We start from the raw sequence: 19249 nt of genomic DNA on the forward strand, positions 1-19249 counted from the left end.
CGGCCGGATCAGACCGATCCGTCTGATCTCAACGAGAAAATGTCCACCGTCACCAAAGCTATTTGTGCCCACTGCGGCACGCCCTTCACTCCTCGGGCGAAGGAAAGCTACTGCTGTCATGGCTGTGAATATGTCGCGCAAGTGCTGAGCGAAAACGACCTGACTCGTTTCTATGAACTCAAGGGAAACACCGCGGTGCCGCCCGTCGGCTCCAAGGCATTCACCGAAGCTGAAGTCGCTCCCTTGATCGCTGAGCTCAAACGCGTCGAAGCCAACTGCGAAAAACCTGTCGCGCACACTCGCTTCAGTCTGGAAGGCATTAGTTGCATCGGTTGCGTGTGGTTAATTGAAGCCATCTTCCAACGTCAACCAGGCAGTGCCCGTGTTCGAATCGATCCACGTGCCAGCGCCATCGAGATGTATTGGCAACGCGGGCATTTCAATGTGGCGGACTTTGCACAGGAAATCCAAAAAATCGGTTATCGGCTCACCCTCTACACTGAAGATCCTCAAGCGAATACGGGCAGTCGCCAAATCATCCACCGTCTCGGGCTCTGCGGCTTCTTTCTCCTCAACACCATGCTGTTTACCCTGCCGGCCTATCTCGGTATGGGCGGTGACTTTTTTCTAGCCCCACTCTTTCAACTTCTGGGGGCGACCTTTGCCACCCTCAGCCTCATCACCGGCGGCGGCTACTTCATCCAACGCGCATGGCAGGCCGCACGTAACCGGGTGCTGCACATCGATCTGCCCATCGCTGCGGGTTTACTGGCGGGCTACATCGGCTCCCTGCTGGGCTGGGCAACCGGCTATGTAAACCTAATCTATTTCGATTTCGTCGCCACCTTCGTCTTCCTCATGCTACTGGGACGTTGGCTACAGGAATACGCGCTGGAAAAAAACCGCTCGCACCTGCAACGCCAAAAAGCAGGCCCGCGCAATGTGACTCTCATCGGTGGCGCCCAAGACGGGCAAAGTATTCCAGCCAGTCAAATCACCGCACAACTGCAATACAGCGTCGCGCCCGGCGAAATCAATCCTGTCGCAGCCGATCCCTTGGATGCGCAAGGCAGCCTCAGCTTAGAATGGATCAATGGCGAAGCCGACCCTGTCACGTGGCCACAGAATCGCACCGCCCCGGCGGGCGCGATCAACGTCGGCTTACACAGCCTACGCTTCCGCGCTCGCGAGGCTTGGGACGACAGCCTCCTGGCTCAGCTACTGGAGCGCCCTGAAGATGGCTTTCAGGAAAGACGCTTACAGACGGTGCTAAAATATTATATCGCATCCGTCCTGGTGGTCGCAGCCATCGGCAGCTTGAGCTGGCTACTCACATCCGGCGATTGGCTCAAGTCCACCCAAGTGCTCATCTCCGTGCTCATTGTTTCCTGCCCCTGCGCGCTCGGCGTCGCCCTGCCGATGTGCGACGAATTTGCTAATGCCCGCCTCCGTCGCAGTGGGCTGTTTATCAAAAGCGCACAGATCTGGGAGCGCCTGCGTCAAGTCCGCACCGTGGTGTTTGATAAAACCGGCACCCTGACGATGGATATCCCTCGCCTACTCAATACAGCTGCGATCAAAGAGCTCGATCCACTGGCTGCGCAAGCACTTCAGCAGCTCGTCGAGCACAACCGACACCCCATCGCACGCTCGCTGCGCGAAGCACTACTGGCCGCATTCCCCAAGCTTCGCAGCGACAACAGCGCAGCCTTGGTCGAGGAAACCATCGGTCAAGGTGTGGCGTGGAAAGACGCCGGCGGCAACGAATGGACCCTCGGCAAGCCTGATTGGCGGACTGCCAAGCTTCCAGCTGGTCGCAGTGAATACCAGCAAGCTGGAAGCTCCCCACTCCGCCCACACACTTGCCTGCGCCAAAACGGTTTACTTGTGGCAGGGTTCCACTTCCAAGAAGACGTGCGGGATGATGCCCGTGAAGCCATCGACCATATACGTAGTCGGCAAATGGATACAGCCATCCTCAGCGGCGACGCGCCCGAGCGCGTGCAAACCATCGCCACCCAACTCGGCATCGAATGCAAAGCTCAGTGTAGCCCACGCGACAAAGCTAACTGGATCGAAGCCCATGCGCCCCAGCAAGCTCTGATGATCGGCGATGGGGCCAACGATAGCCTCGCATTCGACGCAGCCATCTGCCGCGGCACTCCCGTAGTCGATAAAAGCATCCTCGAAGCCAGCGCCGATTTTTTCTTTTTTGGCCGCAGCTTACGCAGCCTCCCGCAGCTCTTCCAAGTCGCCGCCAGCCGCCGCCTGACCATCACCACCATCTTTACAGTCGCCGTGCTCTACAATATCAGTGCAGTCGGCATCTGCCTAGCTGGGCACATGCACCCACTCATGGCTGCCATCCTCATGCCACTCAGCTCGCTGGTCACACTCGGCCTAGCTTGGCTAGGGCTCGGTAGACAAACTCAAAAAACGTAGGATCGCGACTCATTACGCCCGCGTTGCTTCGGCGGACGTAACAAGTCACGCCTCTACAAAAAAAATTTATGCAAACAGAACTTCTCGCTCCCGCAGGCTGCTATGCCTCCCTTCAAGCCGCCATCGATGCCGGTGCCGACGCCGTTTACTTCGGCTTGGCTCAGCTGAATATGCGTGCCCGCTCGCGACGCTCTTTTCACGTGGACGACTTGGCCACGATCATGGAACGCTGCCACGCCGCAGGCGTGCGCGGCTATCTGACACTCAACACCCTTCTCTACGACCACGACTTAAAGCTCTGCTATAAGTTGCTCGAAACCGCCAAGCAACACGGGGTGCATGCCGTAATCGCAGCGGATATGGCCTGCATTCTAAAGGCGCGCGAATTGGGACTGGAAGTCCACCTCTCCACCCAGCTCTCGGTGTCCAACTTCGAATCCTTTAAATTCTATGCGCAATTCTGTGACCGCATCGTGCTGGCCCGAGAACTCAACCTATCGATGATTCGCAAAATCCATCAGCAAATCATCCAGCACGACTTGCGCGGTCCGGCCGGACGATTGGTTGAAATCGAAGCCTTCGCACACGGCGCGCTCTGCATTGCTGTATCCGGGCGCTGCGGCATGTCGCTCTACACCGATAACGCCTCCGCCAACCGTGGCGCCTGCGTGCAGAACTGCCGCAAGAGCTACGTCGTCAAAGACCAAGAGAGCGGCCAAGAACTCAAAATCGACAACAATTTCGTGCTCTCGCCCAACGACATCTCCACCATCGAGTTTTTGGACCAAGTCGTCGAAGCGGGCGTGCACACACTCAAGATTGAAGGCCGCGGCCGCTCGCCGGAATACGTCAAACTGGTCACCCGCGCCTACCGCCAGGCACTCACTGCAATTCAAGACGGCAGCTATAATCCAGCCTTCGTCGACCAACTCATCATCGAGCTCAAAAAGGTCTACAACCGCGGACACTCCTCCGGCTACTACCTCGGACGCGAACAAGGCTGGTCCAATGCCTATGGCTCCAAGGCCACCCATCAGAAAATTTTACGCGGCGAAGTCACACACTACTATTCAAAGATCGGCGTGGCCGAAGTTCGCGCCATCGGCGCAGTCGAAGTCGGCGACGAGTATGTCATCATCGGTGAGACTTCAGGAGTGGTCGAGGGCAAGATCGAGAGCTTACGCCTCGACGACGGCGAAGTGCCCCAAGCCCAAAGCGGCGACGTCTTCGCCCTCAAAGTCAACCAACGCGTCCGCCGGAATGACAAGTTCTTCATAATACAAGAAGTCATCACAAAGTAAGACAGGCGCCGCGCCTGTCATGTCTCATAACGATATCCCGTATGACCTACATCAAAATAGCCCACAAAAAACCAGAGTGTATCGGCTGTGCCCTCTGCACCGAAGTCGCGCCCGGTTATTGGCAGATGGACGAGCACGGCGAAGCGCAGCTCACTCAAGTGACTCGCCGTGATGCACAATTTGAATACGCTCAAGGCTTCGCCGAAGACCGCGCCACTCTGGAGCAAGCTGCCACCGGCTGCCCAGTAGACATTATACGAATCGATTAAGACTCTGCATTCGACAACACGATCCGGTAGCGGGCATCCCCGGACTTCAAGCGTTCAAAGGCCTCATTGATCTCACTCATTGGATACGATTCCACCTTGGGTTGAATCTCATGCAGACGCGCAAAATCCAACATCTGCTCAATCGTCGCCGGGCTCCCCACGGGAGATCCCGAAATTGAGCGCTGGGCTGATATCAAGGAAAACACGCCCACTTCCAATGGCTCCAATGTGGCTCCCACGAAATGCAGCCGTCCCTTGGGCTTCAATGTGCTCAGATACAAATTCCAGTCCAACTTCACATTCACCGTCGAAATGATAAAATCAAAAGATCCGGCCGCAGCTTTGATCTCCGCAGCATCACGCGAGTTGAGCGTCGTATGTGCGCCCAATTCCAGCGCCTCCTGACGCTTGGATTCACTCGATGTAAACGCTGTCACCTCGCAGCCCCATGCATTGAGAAATTGCAACGCAAGATGCCCCAGACCGCCAATACCAATCACAGCGACCTTGTCAGTCGGTTGCACATCAAACTGCACGAGTGGGTTAAAGACGGTAATGCCGCCACACAGTAAAGGTCCCGCAGCGGCTAAATCAATTCCCTCGGGGACCACCACCACACTGGCCGCATCCGCCCGCACCTTATCCGCAAAGCCTCCATGCCGCGCGACGATGGTCGATTCCGCCGATTGACAGAGATTCTGATCTCCTGTCTGACAACAGGCACACTCCCCACAATAGCCCGAATGCCAGCCCAGCCCCACCGTCATCCCAGGCTGCAGTCGGCTGACCTGTGGCCCCACCGCCGCGACACGTCCAATCACTTCATGCCCCGCGACTAAGGGATACTTCGACATACCCCACTCATTATCGATCATACTCAGATCACTATGACAGATGCCACAGTGCAAGACATCAATTTCCACCTCATTCGGCTTCAAATCCCCCACTTCATAGCTAAATTTTTCTAAAGGTCCGCCCGCCTGCTGCGCGGCATAAGCATGGATCGTCTGTGTCTGTGTCGCATTGTCATTCATAGCCATAAGCTAGCAAAAATCTGATAGAGTGCAAATTCCCCAAGCAGTTGAAACTTTCGCCTAGAGCTTGCGATTCATTTATGATGGCGATTCTAATCTGAAGCTCCCCTCGAATAATTATGAAAAAATCTACCGTTCTACTTGGTGTCACAGTCTGGTCAGTTAGCCTACTGACTGCATATTATGTCGGATCACGCGCCAACGAGGCCTCCAATCCCTCCACCACAACGCCGATCGCTCAGGCTAATCGCGAAAACACCCAGCAACAGAGCTTTCAAACTGTAGCACTCACCGAGCCCGAAGAAGCCAATAAACTGGAAGCCTTTTTCGACGGCGAAGCACTCTCCTTAGAAGAAATGCTGCGAGAGATTCCCACACTCAGCGCCGAGGAAAGCCGTCAACTACTCACTCAGGCCCTGGCCATGCCTAAGTCGGACCCCAAACGCGCCCGACTAATCAACGAATTACTCAGCCAGATCGCCGAAACCGAACCCATGGCTGCGCTGGAACTGGCCACTCAAATCGACTCCTTGCGCGATTACGAAAGCGCACGCGTTTCCATCCTCGAGGTATGGGGCCGCAATGATCCCGCCGCTGCCATTGCCTGGGCCGCCACTGCACTAGAAAACGAGCCCTCACGCTCACGCGCCTCTCAACTGACCGCGATCTACCGTGGCTACGCATTGACGAATCCGGAAGCCGCCTTTCAACAAGCACTCACAATGGATGAAAATGCGCGCCTAAAAAACCGCCTACTCGGTGAAGTGCTCGAAGCCCAAATTGAAAACGGAGGCCTGGAAGCCGCCAAACTCGCGGTCGACTTGGTCAGTGATCCCGACATGAAAGACCGCCTCCGCCGCGACCTCGTCAGCGAATGGGCCGAATTCGACCCCAGTGCCGCAGCGGAATATGTCGTCTCACTCGGCGACGAAGCTTCAGCTGATTTAAAAAATGCCCTCATTCGCGAGTGGGCCGAGAGCAGCCCTGCCGAAGCCGCAGCCTGGTTGGACAGCTTGGATGCCGACGACCCCGCCATCGCGCGCGCCAGCGCATCCATCATCGAAGAATGGACTCGTTACGATTTAGCCGCTTCCGCAGAATGGCTCAATAGCCTCGAAGCCAGCCCTGAGCTCGATCGCGCTGTCATCACCTACACCTTTAGTGCCGCCGCGGAAGACCCCGCAAGCGCCATGACCTGGGCGGAGTCCATAGACGACGATCGCCGACGCACCTGGATGATGGAGCGCGTCGCCGCCACTTGGAAGGAGCAAGACACCGAAAGCTTCAGTGAATATCTCGATAGCTCCGAACTAACTGAAGAGCAGCGCACCACCCTCGAAAACGCCGAAAACCGCGGCGGACCAGGTGGCGGCGGTGGTCGGGGTCCTGGCGGCGGCCGCGGCCGCTAACTAAAAAAGTGCTCAAAATTTGCTCCAACGCATGGATGAAACAGCTTAGAGATTCATATCAACCTTAGTATCTCTGCAGCAACTTCATGCATCCGCATCTGAGTCAAAAATCTGAGTACGCATTGGAATAGAAGATTGTGCACCTGCACGCGTACACGCGAGTGAACCTGAAATTCCAGCCAACCTGACAGCTTGAGTCAGCGGCCGACCTTCCGTCAAAAAGGCAGCCAAAGCTCCAGTGAAGGCATCGCCCGCTGCCGTCGTATCACAAATTGAAATATCCATCGCTGGAACATGAGTGCAGTCAATGACATCTGGATTGGCCTCTCCACGCGTAAGAATGGCGGCTCCCAAACCACCCAGTTTAAGAATTACTTGCTTGGGACCATGCGCTAAGAGGCAGGCCCCCGCCTGCCGAGCCGAGGCTAAATCTGTAACAGCAATCCCCGTGAGCAATTCGGCTTCAGTCTGGTTGGGAGAGAAGATATCGACTTGCCATAACTCATCAGGCAAATGAGCAAGCTGCCCCGCTGCCAGTGGCTGGGGCGCAGGTGCAGGATCTAAAATCGTCAGTACGCCCGCCTGATGGGCAATTGCCAGTGCCGCCGCCACAGTCTCATAAGGAATTTCGAGCTGCACCACCAACACACTGGCACTCTCAATCAATCCACGCGACGCTTCGATATCTTCTGGGCTCAAGAGAGCATTCGCACCGAGTGAAACCATGATACCATTATTGCCTGCATCATTGACCATGATCGTCGCCATCCCAGTTGGCCCCTCAGAGCTTTCTAACAGCGCACTTACATCCATATTCTCGGCAGCAAGGCTGTCACGTAGTTCAGCGCCAAAAGCGTCCTCCCCCACCTTACCAATAAAGATGCAGCGACTGGCAGCGCTCATCGCACGACAAGCAGACACCGCTTGATTGGCTCCTTTCCCCCCAGGATTCGTGATGACGTCTCCGGAAAGTATCGTTTCCCCCTCGCGCGGAAAACGAGGGACCGGTATCGAGAGATCCATATTGGCAGAGCCAACAACAGCGATTACGGGAGAAGGAGTATTCATACACTTATAATAGACGCGCACATGTTAACAACCGAAAGAAAATCAATAACAACGAATCACTTATATGAAATTTCCGAAATATCGATCAAAGAAACGTGGAATGTCGACATCGTTGGCCACCTCGTGCACAGGCGACTCCTGTGGCGCATCCGGATTAAAGAGCGTATATCCCTCCATCAATCCGTCAGGAACGACTTGCACACCACCACGCGCCCAAGAACAAATGTCTGGTTCGAAGATAGAAACAGCAGCCAAAGGGTCGTGAAAGGTCACTTCGTCGCGCCCTCCATCAAACCAGACCTGTGCCATTTCAAGCACTAGATTCAGCCCTGGGCACCGAAAGCGTTGTCGAACTTCAGCCGGCGACAAGTTGACGCGTGCGGTGACATCAATCCCGATCGAACGGTGAATCTTAACATCCGCCCGATAAACAATTTCAGCAGCATGAGGATCATTAACAATGTTCCACTCACAACGCCCGGCACCATACTCACCCAACCAACGAACTGGCGTGAAATTGCCCCCCATGATCACCAGCTCTTTGAGTAAACTGGGAATCTCTGGATCGACCGAAAAAAGGAGCCCTAAATTCGTCAGTGGCCCGATCGCCAGCAGTGTCACCTCCCCTGGATTTGCACGAATGGTCTCTTGCAAAAAACGGATTGCTTGATGCTGCGGAAACGAATCTGCCTGCTGGTGCGAGCATTTCCCATTGGCCAAGATATCGGCTTGAGGCACTTCCGGCTGTCGGCTCTCAGACAAAAACATAGGGCTCGCAATGCCCGGATAAATAGGGACCTCCTCACGTCCGGCATCGCGACATAGCGCACTCGCCAGAGAGGCCCGCAGGCAAGTGTCTCCACTCACAGTGGTGATTCCCAGCAATTCGCATTTCGGCTCGCGCAGTAGCCAGGCCAAGCTGACGGCATCGTCAACATCGGACCCAATGTCGGTATCAAGAATGATTTTCTTTCGTGCAGAATTCATACGTTTACGATCTCCCATTATAAATCTGAAACAACAGGATGCCGTTTCTCAGTCGCTGGAAACAATTCTCTTGGTTCGGAAGAAAACTCTACGACATTAAATTCGACATCATCCCCGCCCCAGGTGCTCACCTTTAATACATTATTAATAGGAGCCATTCTAAACTGAATATCGCGGATAAAGACATAGCCATTTAACGTCGCATTCATACCACCTTCATTAAAGCTAATCTCCATAGTGCACAATTCACCCGGAACATAGGGGACTTGATTGACATAACCGGAGCTCCATCCATCCCGCGGCCCTGTAACCGTCCACCTCGAACTATATCGTATCCTGATATCACCTACACTGAATTCTAAGCGATCGCCCATCTTAAACCTGAGGACAATAGTACCACGGTCACCGAATCGATGTTCGTGTAATGTTGCAGTTGCTTTTGCTCGCCCCACGGTCGAGGCGAGTCGTATGGACTCCTCTCCAGAGATCTGGCTAGACGCCAAACTTACACCGGGCGCATCAACATTAGCACTCCATGCCGAACTCGAAAGATTCCTCAGCTGATACTTTACGTCATGCCCGGTACTCAACGCCCGCGTAGTTTCTAGGCGCCCGACAATGATATCATGTGATTTTGAAGAAACATAATCTGGATAAAGCGCGACCGAATCCGCCCCCCATGTTGCAATCGAAAAACTGACAGCTGATGCTGTATCAAGCTTCAGCCCTCGTGCAAGCGGATACCCGTTGAACACAATATCTACTGATCCATCATTCATACAGACTTCTACATATTGACTTCCTTGATTCACGCGAACTGGAGCTTGGAACAGCTCCCCGCGACCTGGAACAAAGCCGTCAATCGTCCACCCACGGTGCTTGTAGTAGATGACCGAAGCTTCGCCAAAGTAGAACTTAACCCGTTGCTGAACTTTCAATCCGAAGCCCAAACTACCCTGTTCATAAAACTCTGCGCCTGTAAACGTCAGTCTCGCTTCATCTTTCTTCAAGCTACTTTTTAACAAATAGCCAACTTTATCAGTGCCCTGCTCGTGCTCAATTGAAGTGAGAGAAACTCCATGTGTCCCCCCACTCAAGGCCCAAGGTGCAGCGGTATTCACACGAGATGTTGATACCGCGACGGATCCTGCAGCTGCTAAGGCTTCATCCTGATCGATGCGAAAAGCATAGCATCGATTTGCAGCGATTTTCGCCTTTAAGCGGCCATCATTCACGCCGTAAACTTCTCCTGTAAGCACATCAACGACAGTATCCACGTCGATCTCAGGGAACAGGTTCTCAATGCCTAAGGAAAAAGAATCTGGTTCCGCACTAATATTACTCACCACCACTAGGGCAGATTTGTCGTTCAAATAATAGGACATTTTAGTCGAATCCAGCCCGCTCTTGAAGTCTACTTGAGCTTGGTCACGCCAATATGGATGAAACTCAGTACTCTCATTGGTATCAAAATCGGCGAGAATTGCTTGAACCAGGAAATTCCCACGTACCTCGTTGTTAAATAACAAAGCATAATTCAAGGCAAGATAAGGACCCTTATTCCAAATCCAGCGTTTGACCCAGAACTCGGAGTTGAAGCCCCATGGACGCCCGCTATAACCGACGGCATATACTGGCAATGGGATTTGATAATCACGCGGGAAGCGACTTAACTGCTCACCTTCCAAGTAGCCGTCAAAGAAGGATAAGGTATTAATATCAATACCACCACCAGTATGCGCACTCATGAACAAAGGACGTCCGGTGTCGTTAAAAATACCCCGCAAGCGCTTCAGAAAGCTACGCGTTCCGACGACTCTCGATTGATAAATCTCGTCCATGCTCAAACTATACGGACGACGGCAACCTGTATGTGCAGGATTTTCACAATTCCAGGCAGGGCTAGTGCCATCACTTAAAATCCCATCAATTCCAGCTTCGTTGGCCAACTTGTACCAACCCCATAATTGTAGATCCCCCTCGGGACCACGCTTACACGTCGCAAAACCTGGAACTCCCTTGCCTGGATCATGCTTTCTGCGATAGAATAACCATTCCGGCTGCATCAAAAGGTCTTCTCGAATTGCGGGCACCGTCATAGGCGGCGAATTATCCTGCAAGCCCTGGCAACCATACAACTGCGTGATGCGCCCACCTTCATGATTCTTGCTCGCCCATTCAGTCAGTTCAGGTATCTTCTCCAAGTCGGGATAGCCTTGATAGTCAGACCACAACTCCCACTTATATTGCTGCACCTTTGGACGTACGCGTTCAGCAAACAGAGGCTTGGTGGGGGTCGGCTGTAGGAAAAACCTGAAAATTGGCATTTCTTCCGGCAATTGCCCAAGATTATCGACAAAATTGAATTCCATCCAGACACAGGACTCTTCTTCAATCAAACGAACCTGATGCCGAATATCTTCAGAGTAGAACAGTTCCGTGTCATAATTAAAAGACAATCCGCGGTCTTCATTTCCCGTCCATAAAGGAGATGCAGATGCCGCATACCCAAATCCATCCAACTCCATGTCTTTTTGAACCAATATCTCATGAACATATTTTGCAACTTCCGGACGAATTGGAATGCGAACCGACAACTTTGAAACATCCTTTGGATCAACTCCTTCGAGTTTCATTTTAACGATGGTAAAACCATCGTAATCAAGCTGCGATCGCGTTTTCAATTGCACAGATTTCGCACGTGCAAGGGTTTGCACTGCAACAGCAGTCCCGTCGACCTGCAACGAAGGTGCTTGAGACTCCAAGAGGACTGGCTGACCACTCACCTCTAAATCAATTTCAGCCGGGCCAGCTTGTATTTCGACCCCTTCATGCAGAATTGATTCAAACAATCCATATGCGCCAAACCGTATTTGCTTATCCACTAGTTGCACCATTTTCCCCTCGATGACTGGTTGAGTCCATGGCTGAGGGATTTTATGATCCACATACTCCATGGCCACCTCTGTGCCTAGCCACTCCGGCGCTTCAACGGCCTCTAAGCTGCGTGTAACTGTTTGAACAATGTGACCATTTTTATAAAGAGTCAGGCTTGCCTCGCGCTCAGGCTGGCTGCCAGGTGAGACCTCTTGATAAACATACTGAAATTCTTCGGTCGCTGCGACCGACACTTTCACTTCTGAGAAACCTGAAACAGAAAGAACAGCTTCATCCGCTAAACCAGAATCCACTCCATCTAACTCTCCCACAATAAAACCAGAAAGTGGATAATAACCAATCTTAACACTTAGCGACTCTGAAATTGATTCGTCGGACAATGAAATGGAGGCCTCCAAAGGAAGTTCCACAGTTTTCTGATTGGATTTTGATTTATCTAGCAATGTCGCAACTCCAAATTCCATCGGACGGTAACCACCATATCCGCTACCTGTCATATGCCAAGTAGCTGTTTCTGGAGGTCGCACACGAAATAAATTAAAGAAAATATTAGGGTAGTCCTGCTCCGTTATACCAAAACTACTCATCGGAATCTTCAGTTCTGCAGACCATCCATTTTCATGCTGAGATACTGCAGCTTCAAAAAGCGAATTTCGCAATTGAAACTCATTGTAACTGCGAGCCGTCACGCCCGCGGCATTCACTGTAAACTGATAGTAATGGTCTGCTGCAGCACCCCGGGTCCCCATGGCTCCTTTATATCCACCGACATCAATATCTTCTCGCACCAAAACAGTCGGATCGACCAAGCCCACGACAACCTGAACGGCATCATCTTCAGTCAAATTACCTCTTTGCGGGCGATTGTAAGCCTCGGGATATCCGGCCTCGTCCTCCTCACAATCAAACGCGATATATAGAAATTCATCTATATACTTTACACGAGCGACGGTAGATTGATCCAGTGTCAGGACCTGATTTGAATCTTTGCCAAGCACTTTAAACTGCTGAAGCAATGCAGCATCGCCCCATTCTTCAGCACTCAAAATGCCATCTAATACCACATCTTCACTCCCAAATGGGATACTGACTGCAGCAGGTTCATCTGCGCTCAGATTCCCAACAGTACACAAGCACGAAGATAGCAATAAAGACTTAACATAGGCAGGCAAACGATTCACGGATTCGCTGTAATTCATATATTTCAAGGGGTTCATTTCAGTTATACTATTGGGTATTATTTCATTTAGTTGCACAAAACGGCTTATGCTCAAAGCCGTATGTGACTAACTCATCTCGCATGGATGCCACGGCATCTGCATACTCCGTTTCATTAATAAAATTCTCTGACTCAGAGGGGTCTCGATCCAAATCAAACAAAACATCCATTCCATCTCCGCCAAAATGTAGATATTTCAGGCTATCTCGCTTGATCATAATATATTTCCCGTGCATCTGAGAGCAGACCTGATTATCCCACTGCGAATGATCGCCAGACATCAGCGGAACAAGACTACGACTCTCCATGCCTTCGGGGCATTCGACTCCGGTTAGCTCCCCCAAAGTCGCATATAAATCAATCAAATTAACATTGGATCGCACACTCCGCCCCTCGCAGTGCCAAGGACAACGAATGAACAGTGGGACGCGAGCGCTCCCCTCAAAGAAGAGTTGTTTCTCCCAAACCGAATGCTCGCCAAGCAATTCGCCATGATCCGAACAAAAAACAACAATCCAATCATCAATATCTTGGCCACTAGCTTTGATAGACTGTATGACCCGGCCTACCCGAGCATCCAATGCCTCAATATTCGCATAATATGCCGCAGTCGCTCTTCGAATCTCATCACGAGAAACTTGCTGCCCCTCACCGACAGTCACAGGCTCACCATCATTATATGCAGATTTTCCCAGTACCGGATGATCAAATACACTTGCAACGTAATTAGGATCCACACGGTCATAATAGTAATTAAACAAATCTTCCTCAGCCGCATATGGATAATGCGGGTTGCAAAGACCTAAATACAACATCAACGGTTGTTCTGTATATCTACGCTCATAAAATGGGCTTACGAAATACTCTTCGAGCAAGAATTCCGCACCTAGCGTCGCCAATTCATCCCAACGCGTATACGGAGACATTCCCACGCCAGCTCGTCTAATCTCCTTACGATCTGTCCATTTATTTTGCACAACAGGAAAAGGATCCTCCGTTCCCCGTGCGACATTAATAGTAGAACGGTGAACTTGTTCGTCCATCCCAATACGACGCATCCAACCTTGGTTTGGGTCCTCGCCAACATGATGCAACTTACCACAAGCAACCGTATTATAACCTGCAAGTGAGAACGCACGGGCAAATGTATGGCTGTTCGGCTCTAAATCTTGCCCAAAAACCTCGACTCCACATGTACGAGGATAAGAGCCCATGGCCATACACTGACGACTCGGAATACAAATTGGCGATGGACAATAAGCATTCTCAAATTGAACACTGTCTTTTTCTAGAGAATCAATATGGGGAGTTCTAACGATTGAATCTCCAGCATATCCAAGCGTATCAAAACGCAGTTCATCGGTTGATATAAATAGGATATTGGGCGGTTTCATAGACTTTCTTAACTCAAAGATATAGACTGTCCGCAAGAGGCACTCCGTCAACGCGAGCAAAGAGCAACAAGTTGCCCTATTTCAATAAAACAACGAGATAAAGCCAAGCCAGCAATCAGCTTTTACAAACAGTGTTGCCGAGTTCCCACACACCCTGTACGGCCATCAACTTCGGCTCTGAAGGAAAGCCAAACTCTCCACGGGAGAGCCTTTGAGCCAAAAGATCCATACAAAACTGTCCGACAACTTCCTTCTTTTGAGCAATACCACAAACATCGGCTTGCCCAATGGGTTTTGTCAAATAGATGACCCCATAGTCCTGCGGGCAAGAGAGCGCCAACTCAGGAATATGGACATAGGTAAGTAGAACCGGCTTCTCAAAACGTTTCAATTTCTGAGTGATGACTGTGTCACAACATTCTATAATTTCAAAATGCAGCCCTTGTTGCGAATGAGTAAAACTATCTTCCTCCACCAGAAAACCAGCTTTATGCAGATGATTAAGTCGCGTGTTCAAAATTGGCACATCCACTAAAAATATCGATTTATATCCCAACTGAATAGCCTGATTCACACATTCTCGCGCTGAAAAATATGGATCGATATACACACGGTCATAGCCAATTTCGCTTTGATTAAGTGTGACGATCGCACCCGCAAAATGCGACCAATCCAACTGTAATTTCACCTCAGCTTCAGTACTCTCCCATGATGGAGGTGAGAGAATAATTCCACGGATACCACGCGAAAGCAACACGCGCTCGAGGCGAGCCCCCATCATTTCTTTCTCGTCGCAATCTACAATTTGAAAATGATAGCCCAATTGCTCTGCACGCGCCTTGGCTCCATTAATTACACGCTGATAATGTGGATTCTTTTTGGCAAAAAAATTAAGGTAGGCCACATTGCTCAGATTCGGCAATCGCTGACCTCGCCGCATTTCTTCCATATGGCGAGTCACATATGGGTTCGGTCGATACCCCATGGTATTCGCCGTTTCGAGCACTCGAGCTCGCAGCGCTGCGCTCACTTTAGGTTGATTATTAAGTGCCCGCGATACCGTTGAGACATTAACTCCAAGCTTGGCCGCAATATCACGTAAGCTGACTTCGTTTCTCAATGAAGAATTTGGCATAGGCAAGTAATTAGACGAGGTACAGGTTGTAGTCGAATAGAGGCGTAACTCTCGAAAACAGACAAACTGGATCAGTCGCCATCATGAATCATCTGATACAAATTCCCCCATAGACTTATAGGTAAATCGACCACTTTTCACATCTCGAAGGATAAAAACATACGCCCGGACCTTGTGTTGCTTTTGCCAGCGCGTCGCCCCAAAAATTTTGGCCCCAGACTCCTGATCAACAAAGAACTGCACCTGATAACTTTCTAATTTCCCCACATCGGGTGCAGTCATCACTCGCTTACTATATGGATTCATAACAACAGACTCATCAGCTAATTTCACTCCGACCTTCGAGTCGCTCAGATTAAAAAAAAGAATATCTCCCGCTTTGAAACGATCCGTATCCGAAGGGATGACCACTGGTCGGATGCCTTGATTCGCAACATCCATCAGCAAAATGACAAATGCGCCTCCCTCCTCGGGTAAAGCGATGTCTAGCCAAGCTGGCTCCAGAGAACGCGTGCCAGACAATAAACTTCCGGATTCAATTTTAAGTGAGCGCCCCCCGACGTCAATAATCTCGCTGAATCCTACCCGAGGTATTCTCACCTGTATCGAATCGGATTCATTCATGTAAACATCCAACTCATTAACATCATGATTCAATCCAAAGCAGGCAAAACGAACCGAGACATCGTCCGCCTTCAAGCTATTCAGAAAAGTCACCAGAAAAACAAGAACGGCTACAAACTTAATTTTTGAATACATAATATTTCTCTCTCAATGATTACACATCATCGTCATTCAACCAGCGAAATGCGATGATATTAAAACGACGTCCAAAGTTACGATTCACATCGCTGCCCAATTCAGACTGACTTAATTCGGAAGAATCGCTCTCGTCGATATAGTCATAACTGCGCTGAACAATGGCTTCTCCACGAGCCGTCGCGACAACATTCCCCGCGAGGTCATGTACTTCCCCATAAGTTCGTATCTTAAACGTATCCGAACGAACGGCCAGACTCGGGCCCATGACTGTCAACAAATCAGCCTGATCCACATAGCCAGGCATGCCAGTTGCCCGAGCCCCCACCTCAGCCGCGCGGAATGGCATGCCAGCAGGCACATCCGAAAGAGCCACAGATCGATTCCCATCAGAAATAAGGGTTTCGTTCACCGTCGCATCCAATGCTGCCTGCAAAGCACCGCTTTTCGCCAGAGTCTCGTCGCTACTTAAGCGTCGATTAACGAAATCAGCCATAGACAAAAACGGACCACGTCGTCGCACTTCATCGACAATTGACTCGGCTAAACCTTGCAACATAGAATCATCTACTTCCCGATAGCCCAGCCACTGCCCACTGCCTGAAACATCAGAAAGCTCACTCACGTCGATACTGCCCGAGGCGGGTATACTCAAACCAGGCATTGGAATGTCGGCTGGAATATCCCAGGCGATTGCTCCAGAAGCAGGATCAATTCGCGGAATTAGCTCGTCACTCAGACTGGCAAGGTGCCCCTTCCACGCATCTACATTCATGCTATTTACATTAAACGCACCTTTAATGCTTAAATACTGCGCCGACAAGGTATGAGCACTGGATGTCGGATCATCTCCGGCAAACAAAGCAGATGTGGCAGCAACGACATCAACAGATGAGTTTAAGCGCATATGGCGATTCGGCAAATCGACATCATTCAGCAAAAAATCATCAAATACTTTACGCTGACTACGCATCACCGAAAACACAGATGCCGTTTGAGGTGCAATCGAGGAAAAAAACCACTCATCCCAAAGCGCTTCATTGACCCAATAAGAGTGATCGACCGCAGCCATCCCATCATTAGTCGTTCCAGTGCTAGCATTGGGAGCAATGACTGGTGTTGAATGCGAATTCCCAATCGCAAAATTCACAACGGGCTCCAACTTCCTAACATGAAATTGAGCTGGAGGCCCTAATACATGAATGCTGCCAATACCACTGGCACTGGCATGTTGAAAAGCTGCCAGAGAAAAAATCGGAGCACGGGGAATGGAATGAGTAATCAGTGTCGAATTCCCCGCAGAACTATCATAGCTTCCGCCGTAATAGCCACTTCCACCGAGAATATCAAAGTCCGGATAGCTGAAATTACTATCGATTCCAGTCATTCGAATCTCAATACCCTGATTCGCAATGTCGTCCGCATCGAAGCTCTGTAAGTCATAGCCGCCGGCAGCACGACTGACTCGCGAGAGGAAACGGCTGGGGCGATTTGAATCCGCTTCTGTTCGCATTGCGACTGAAAAGAAAGCGATGTTTTGCTTGGTGCTTTCTAGATCTTCAGGCTTTCCAATATCTCGCAGGGCAATTGGCGGAAACAAGGTCGGATCATCCAATGCTGAGAGATCGGCGTTCCATCCCTTTCGATCGATAAGAAAACCACCCGCATAAGCATCTCCATTCGAACTACTCCCCACGTGTTCAAGAAATTCAACCAATCCCTGCCCAATGGCGCCTTGCTGATTACTCGCCTCCAACTCTACGGCGATCAGGTCTCCCGCTTCAACGCGTTCATTCATCACGATCTGAAGCCCGCCACTACCTCGATTCCATCCAAAACTCGCAGGATAATTTTTATCATTGACCGGATCGGTTGCATCAGCGCCCGCGCTACCAGCTTGTGAATAAATCAAGACTTCACCGGGACGCATGACCAGCGGGTCCCCTCCTGAGACCCCAATTTCCAAATTAATATGACCACCAATTGACCCAGAAATAAAACGGTCATCATGCAACACGCCATTCGCGTAGATATTTACATTATAAGGTGCCCCCCAGGCCTTAATGTTCATATAGCTCTCAGGTGGAACTTCCAATGTGACATCGTAAGGATTCCACACAGTTACAATCGGGTCCTGAACCAAAATAACCTTATAGTTATCATCATCACTCGAATATTCCGCTTTCACAGAAATTAACCACCCCGCCCGAATCATGATCGGCCGTTGATATGGACTAAAAGGACTGCTGGCCTCAGTTTCAGGATCCGCATTCCCTCGTAAAACTGGCACGCCCAGAGGTAATGAACCTCCATCAGGATGCGACATGCCACTGCCACTCCCCAATTGGCGCCACAGATTATAATAAGCCCAAAGCTCACTAAAATTAATGCCATCAATTCCGGCATGCTGATAAAGAGGTGCGATGGGGCGCTGACCTTCTGACGTCTCTAAATAGAAAGAAAAATCACGACGCAAGCCGCCGGCTCGAACATTAGTCAGCAAGCCCATTGAATGAGGGCTGACCGCATGAAACAAGTCTTCCTTATGATTTACAAAATCTGCACCAATGAGCTCTATATTCCTTTGAGTATTCACGGTATTAATCTGCACATCGAATGGATCCACTCCCGCAAGACCTTCAATAAAATCCAAACTGGGAAAGGCACTTCCACCACTTTGTGCGATCCAATCTGCAAACTCACCCAATGCTGTAATCTTCGTCTCGATACCCAGCTTGGAATTCTCATCACTAATCCACCAGCTATACTTATTATGCGCATCTACATCGACAAGCCCCGCCTCGACCTGATTATCACTGGAAGCATTGACCAAATCTAATGTCACGTGTTCAAAGTTCACAGCACTCGGATCATCACGAACCACTTCATCTTCCGAACCTGAAACCAGCCAACGCTTCAATTGCGGCGCGGGTCGACTCGATTCCGATGCAGTCCAACTCTGATATGCCCCCACCCAAAACCTTCGCGGCGAGCTAGTATTCTCAGGCAACAAAATTTCCGCCGAAGCATTAATTCGCTGATCCGGTCCAAGTGCCTGTTGTAGATCTGCCAAAGCTATCTGAGCCCCAAGCACGGCATTCTGCCTAGCTTTAAGTTGATATAGTTGCTGGCCGGAAACTTCAGATTCCACCCGAATAAAAGTGGTTAAACTCAACAACAGAAGTAGAATAAAAGACATCAACGACAATGCGATCACGAGAGCAAATCCTTGCATCCCACATTGCTTCTTTCCGGTTAAATGCATCTTATATTCACTCATCTGTATATATTTCGTATCTCCAATTACACGGAATTCCATGGACCAACCAAACGC

12 protein-coding genes are annotated in these 19249 nt (G+C 50.6%); 4 read left to right on the forward strand and 8 right to left on the reverse strand.

Going from position 1 to position 19249, the window contains the following annotated elements:
* Nucleotides 1-39: 39 nt before the first annotated feature.
* The 3 genes from QEH59_RS03600 to QEH59_RS03610 all read left to right on the forward strand — a co-directional run bounded on the left by QEH59_RS03600 (nucleotide 40) and on the right by QEH59_RS03610 (nucleotide 4012).
* Nucleotides 40-2442, forward strand: coding sequence for a heavy metal translocating P-type ATPase (locus QEH59_RS03600; RefSeq protein WP_308983987.1), 2403 nt, complete (start codon nucleotides 40-42; stop codon nucleotides 2440-2442).
* 68 nt (nucleotides 2443-2510) lie between these two features.
* Complete coding sequence (locus QEH59_RS03605) at nucleotides 2511-3743, forward strand: peptidase U32 family protein (protein ID WP_308983988.1); 1233 nt, start codon at nucleotides 2511-2513, stop codon at nucleotides 3741-3743.
* Between the two features lie 41 nt (nucleotides 3744-3784).
* A complete protein-coding gene (locus tag QEH59_RS03610; RefSeq protein WP_308952167.1) occupies nucleotides 3785-4012 on the forward strand; it encodes a ferredoxin in 228 nt (75 codons plus the stop codon).
* On the opposite strand, the gene ahr is transcribed toward QEH59_RS03610, so the two are convergent.
* Nucleotides 4009-5052, reverse strand: coding sequence for an NADPH-dependent aldehyde reductase Ahr (gene ahr, locus QEH59_RS03615; protein ID WP_308983989.1), 1044 nt, complete (start codon nucleotides 5050-5052; stop codon nucleotides 4009-4011). The genes QEH59_RS03610 and ahr overlap by 4 nt on opposite strands.
* A gap of 113 nt (nucleotides 5053-5165) precedes the next feature.
* Here ahr and QEH59_RS03620 point away from each other — a divergent pair, with 113 nt between their 5' ends.
* The gene (locus tag QEH59_RS03620) at nucleotides 5166-6455 is read left to right on the forward strand and encodes a hypothetical protein (RefSeq protein ID WP_308983990.1); all 1290 of its coding nucleotides are present in this window, start codon (nucleotides 5166-5168) and stop codon (nucleotides 6453-6455) included.
* An 84-nt stretch (nucleotides 6456-6539) separates the two neighbouring features.
* On the opposite strand, the gene QEH59_RS03625 is transcribed toward QEH59_RS03620, so the two are convergent.
* The 7 genes from QEH59_RS03625 to QEH59_RS03655 form a co-directional block, all read right to left on the reverse strand.
* Complete coding sequence (locus QEH59_RS03625) at nucleotides 6540-7523, reverse strand: ribokinase (protein WP_308983991.1); 984 nt, start codon at nucleotides 7521-7523, stop codon at nucleotides 6540-6542.
* 60 nt (nucleotides 7524-7583) lie between these two features.
* Complete coding sequence (locus QEH59_RS03630) at nucleotides 7584-8510, reverse strand: nucleoside hydrolase (RefSeq protein WP_308983992.1); 927 nt, start codon at nucleotides 8508-8510, stop codon at nucleotides 7584-7586.
* Nucleotides 8511-8527: 17 nt separating this feature from the next.
* Complete coding sequence (locus QEH59_RS03635) at nucleotides 8528-12607, reverse strand: glycoside hydrolase domain-containing protein (protein WP_308983993.1); 4080 nt, start codon at nucleotides 12605-12607, stop codon at nucleotides 8528-8530.
* A gap of 43 nt (nucleotides 12608-12650) precedes the next feature.
* Nucleotides 12651-14021 (reverse strand): sulfatase-like hydrolase/transferase, encoded by a 1371-nt coding sequence (locus QEH59_RS03640; RefSeq protein WP_308983994.1) that lies wholly within the window; start codon nucleotides 14019-14021, stop codon nucleotides 12651-12653.
* 115 nt (nucleotides 14022-14136) lie between these two features.
* Nucleotides 14137-15156, reverse strand: a complete 1020-nt coding sequence (locus QEH59_RS03645; protein WP_308983995.1) for a LacI family DNA-binding transcriptional regulator — start codon at nucleotides 15154-15156, stop codon at nucleotides 14137-14139.
* 81 nt (nucleotides 15157-15237) lie between these two features.
* A complete protein-coding gene (locus QEH59_RS03650) occupies nucleotides 15238-15915 on the reverse strand; it encodes a hypothetical protein (RefSeq protein WP_308983996.1) in 678 nt (225 codons plus the stop codon).
* A gap of 19 nt (nucleotides 15916-15934) precedes the next feature.
* On the reverse strand, nucleotides 15935-19234 hold the full coding sequence (locus tag QEH59_RS03655; protein WP_308983997.1) for a hypothetical protein: 3300 nt from the start codon (nucleotides 19232-19234) through the stop codon (nucleotides 15935-15937).
* Nucleotides 19235-19249: the final 15 nt, after the last annotated feature.

The sequence above is a fragment of the Thalassobacterium sedimentorum genome (assembly GCF_031127905.1).
GTDB classification, from domain to species: domain Bacteria; phylum Verrucomicrobiota; class Verrucomicrobiia; order Opitutales; family Coraliomargaritaceae; genus Thalassobacterium; species Thalassobacterium sedimentorum.

Coding starts and splice junctions, on each gene's coding strand:
- QEH59_RS03600 (WP_308983987.1), top strand. CDS start 40: ATGTCCACCGTCACCAAAGCTATTTGTGCCCACTGCGGCACGCCCTTC.
- QEH59_RS03605 (WP_308983988.1), top strand. CDS start 2,511: ATGCAAACAGAACTTCTCGCTCCCGCAGGCTGCTATGCCTCCCTTCAA.
- QEH59_RS03610 (WP_308952167.1), top strand. CDS start 3,785: ATGACCTACATCAAAATAGCCCACAAAAAACCAGAGTGTATCGGCTGT.
- ahr (WP_308983989.1), bottom strand. CDS start 5,052: ATGGCTATGAATGACAATGCGACACAGACACAGACGATCCATGCTTAT.
- QEH59_RS03620 (WP_308983990.1), top strand. CDS start 5,166: ATGAAAAAATCTACCGTTCTACTTGGTGTCACAGTCTGGTCAGTTAGC.
- QEH59_RS03625 (WP_308983991.1), bottom strand. CDS start 7,523: ATGAATACTCCTTCTCCCGTAATCGCTGTTGTTGGCTCTGCCAATATG.
- QEH59_RS03630 (WP_308983992.1), bottom strand. CDS start 8,510: ATGAATTCTGCACGAAAGAAAATCATTCTTGATACCGACATTGGGTCC.
- QEH59_RS03635 (WP_308983993.1), bottom strand. CDS start 12,607: ATGAATTACAGCGAATCCGTGAATCGTTTGCCTGCCTATGTTAAGTCT.
- QEH59_RS03640 (WP_308983994.1), bottom strand. CDS start 14,021: ATGAAACCGCCCAATATCCTATTTATATCAACCGATGAACTGCGTTTT.
- QEH59_RS03645 (WP_308983995.1), bottom strand. CDS start 15,156: ATGCCAAATTCTTCATTGAGAAACGAAGTCAGCTTACGTGATATTGCG.
- QEH59_RS03650 (WP_308983996.1), bottom strand. CDS start 15,915: ATGTATTCAAAAATTAAGTTTGTAGCCGTTCTTGTTTTTCTGGTGACT.
- QEH59_RS03655 (WP_308983997.1), bottom strand. CDS start 19,234: ATGGAATTCCGTGTAATTGGAGATACGAAATATATACAGATGAGTGAA.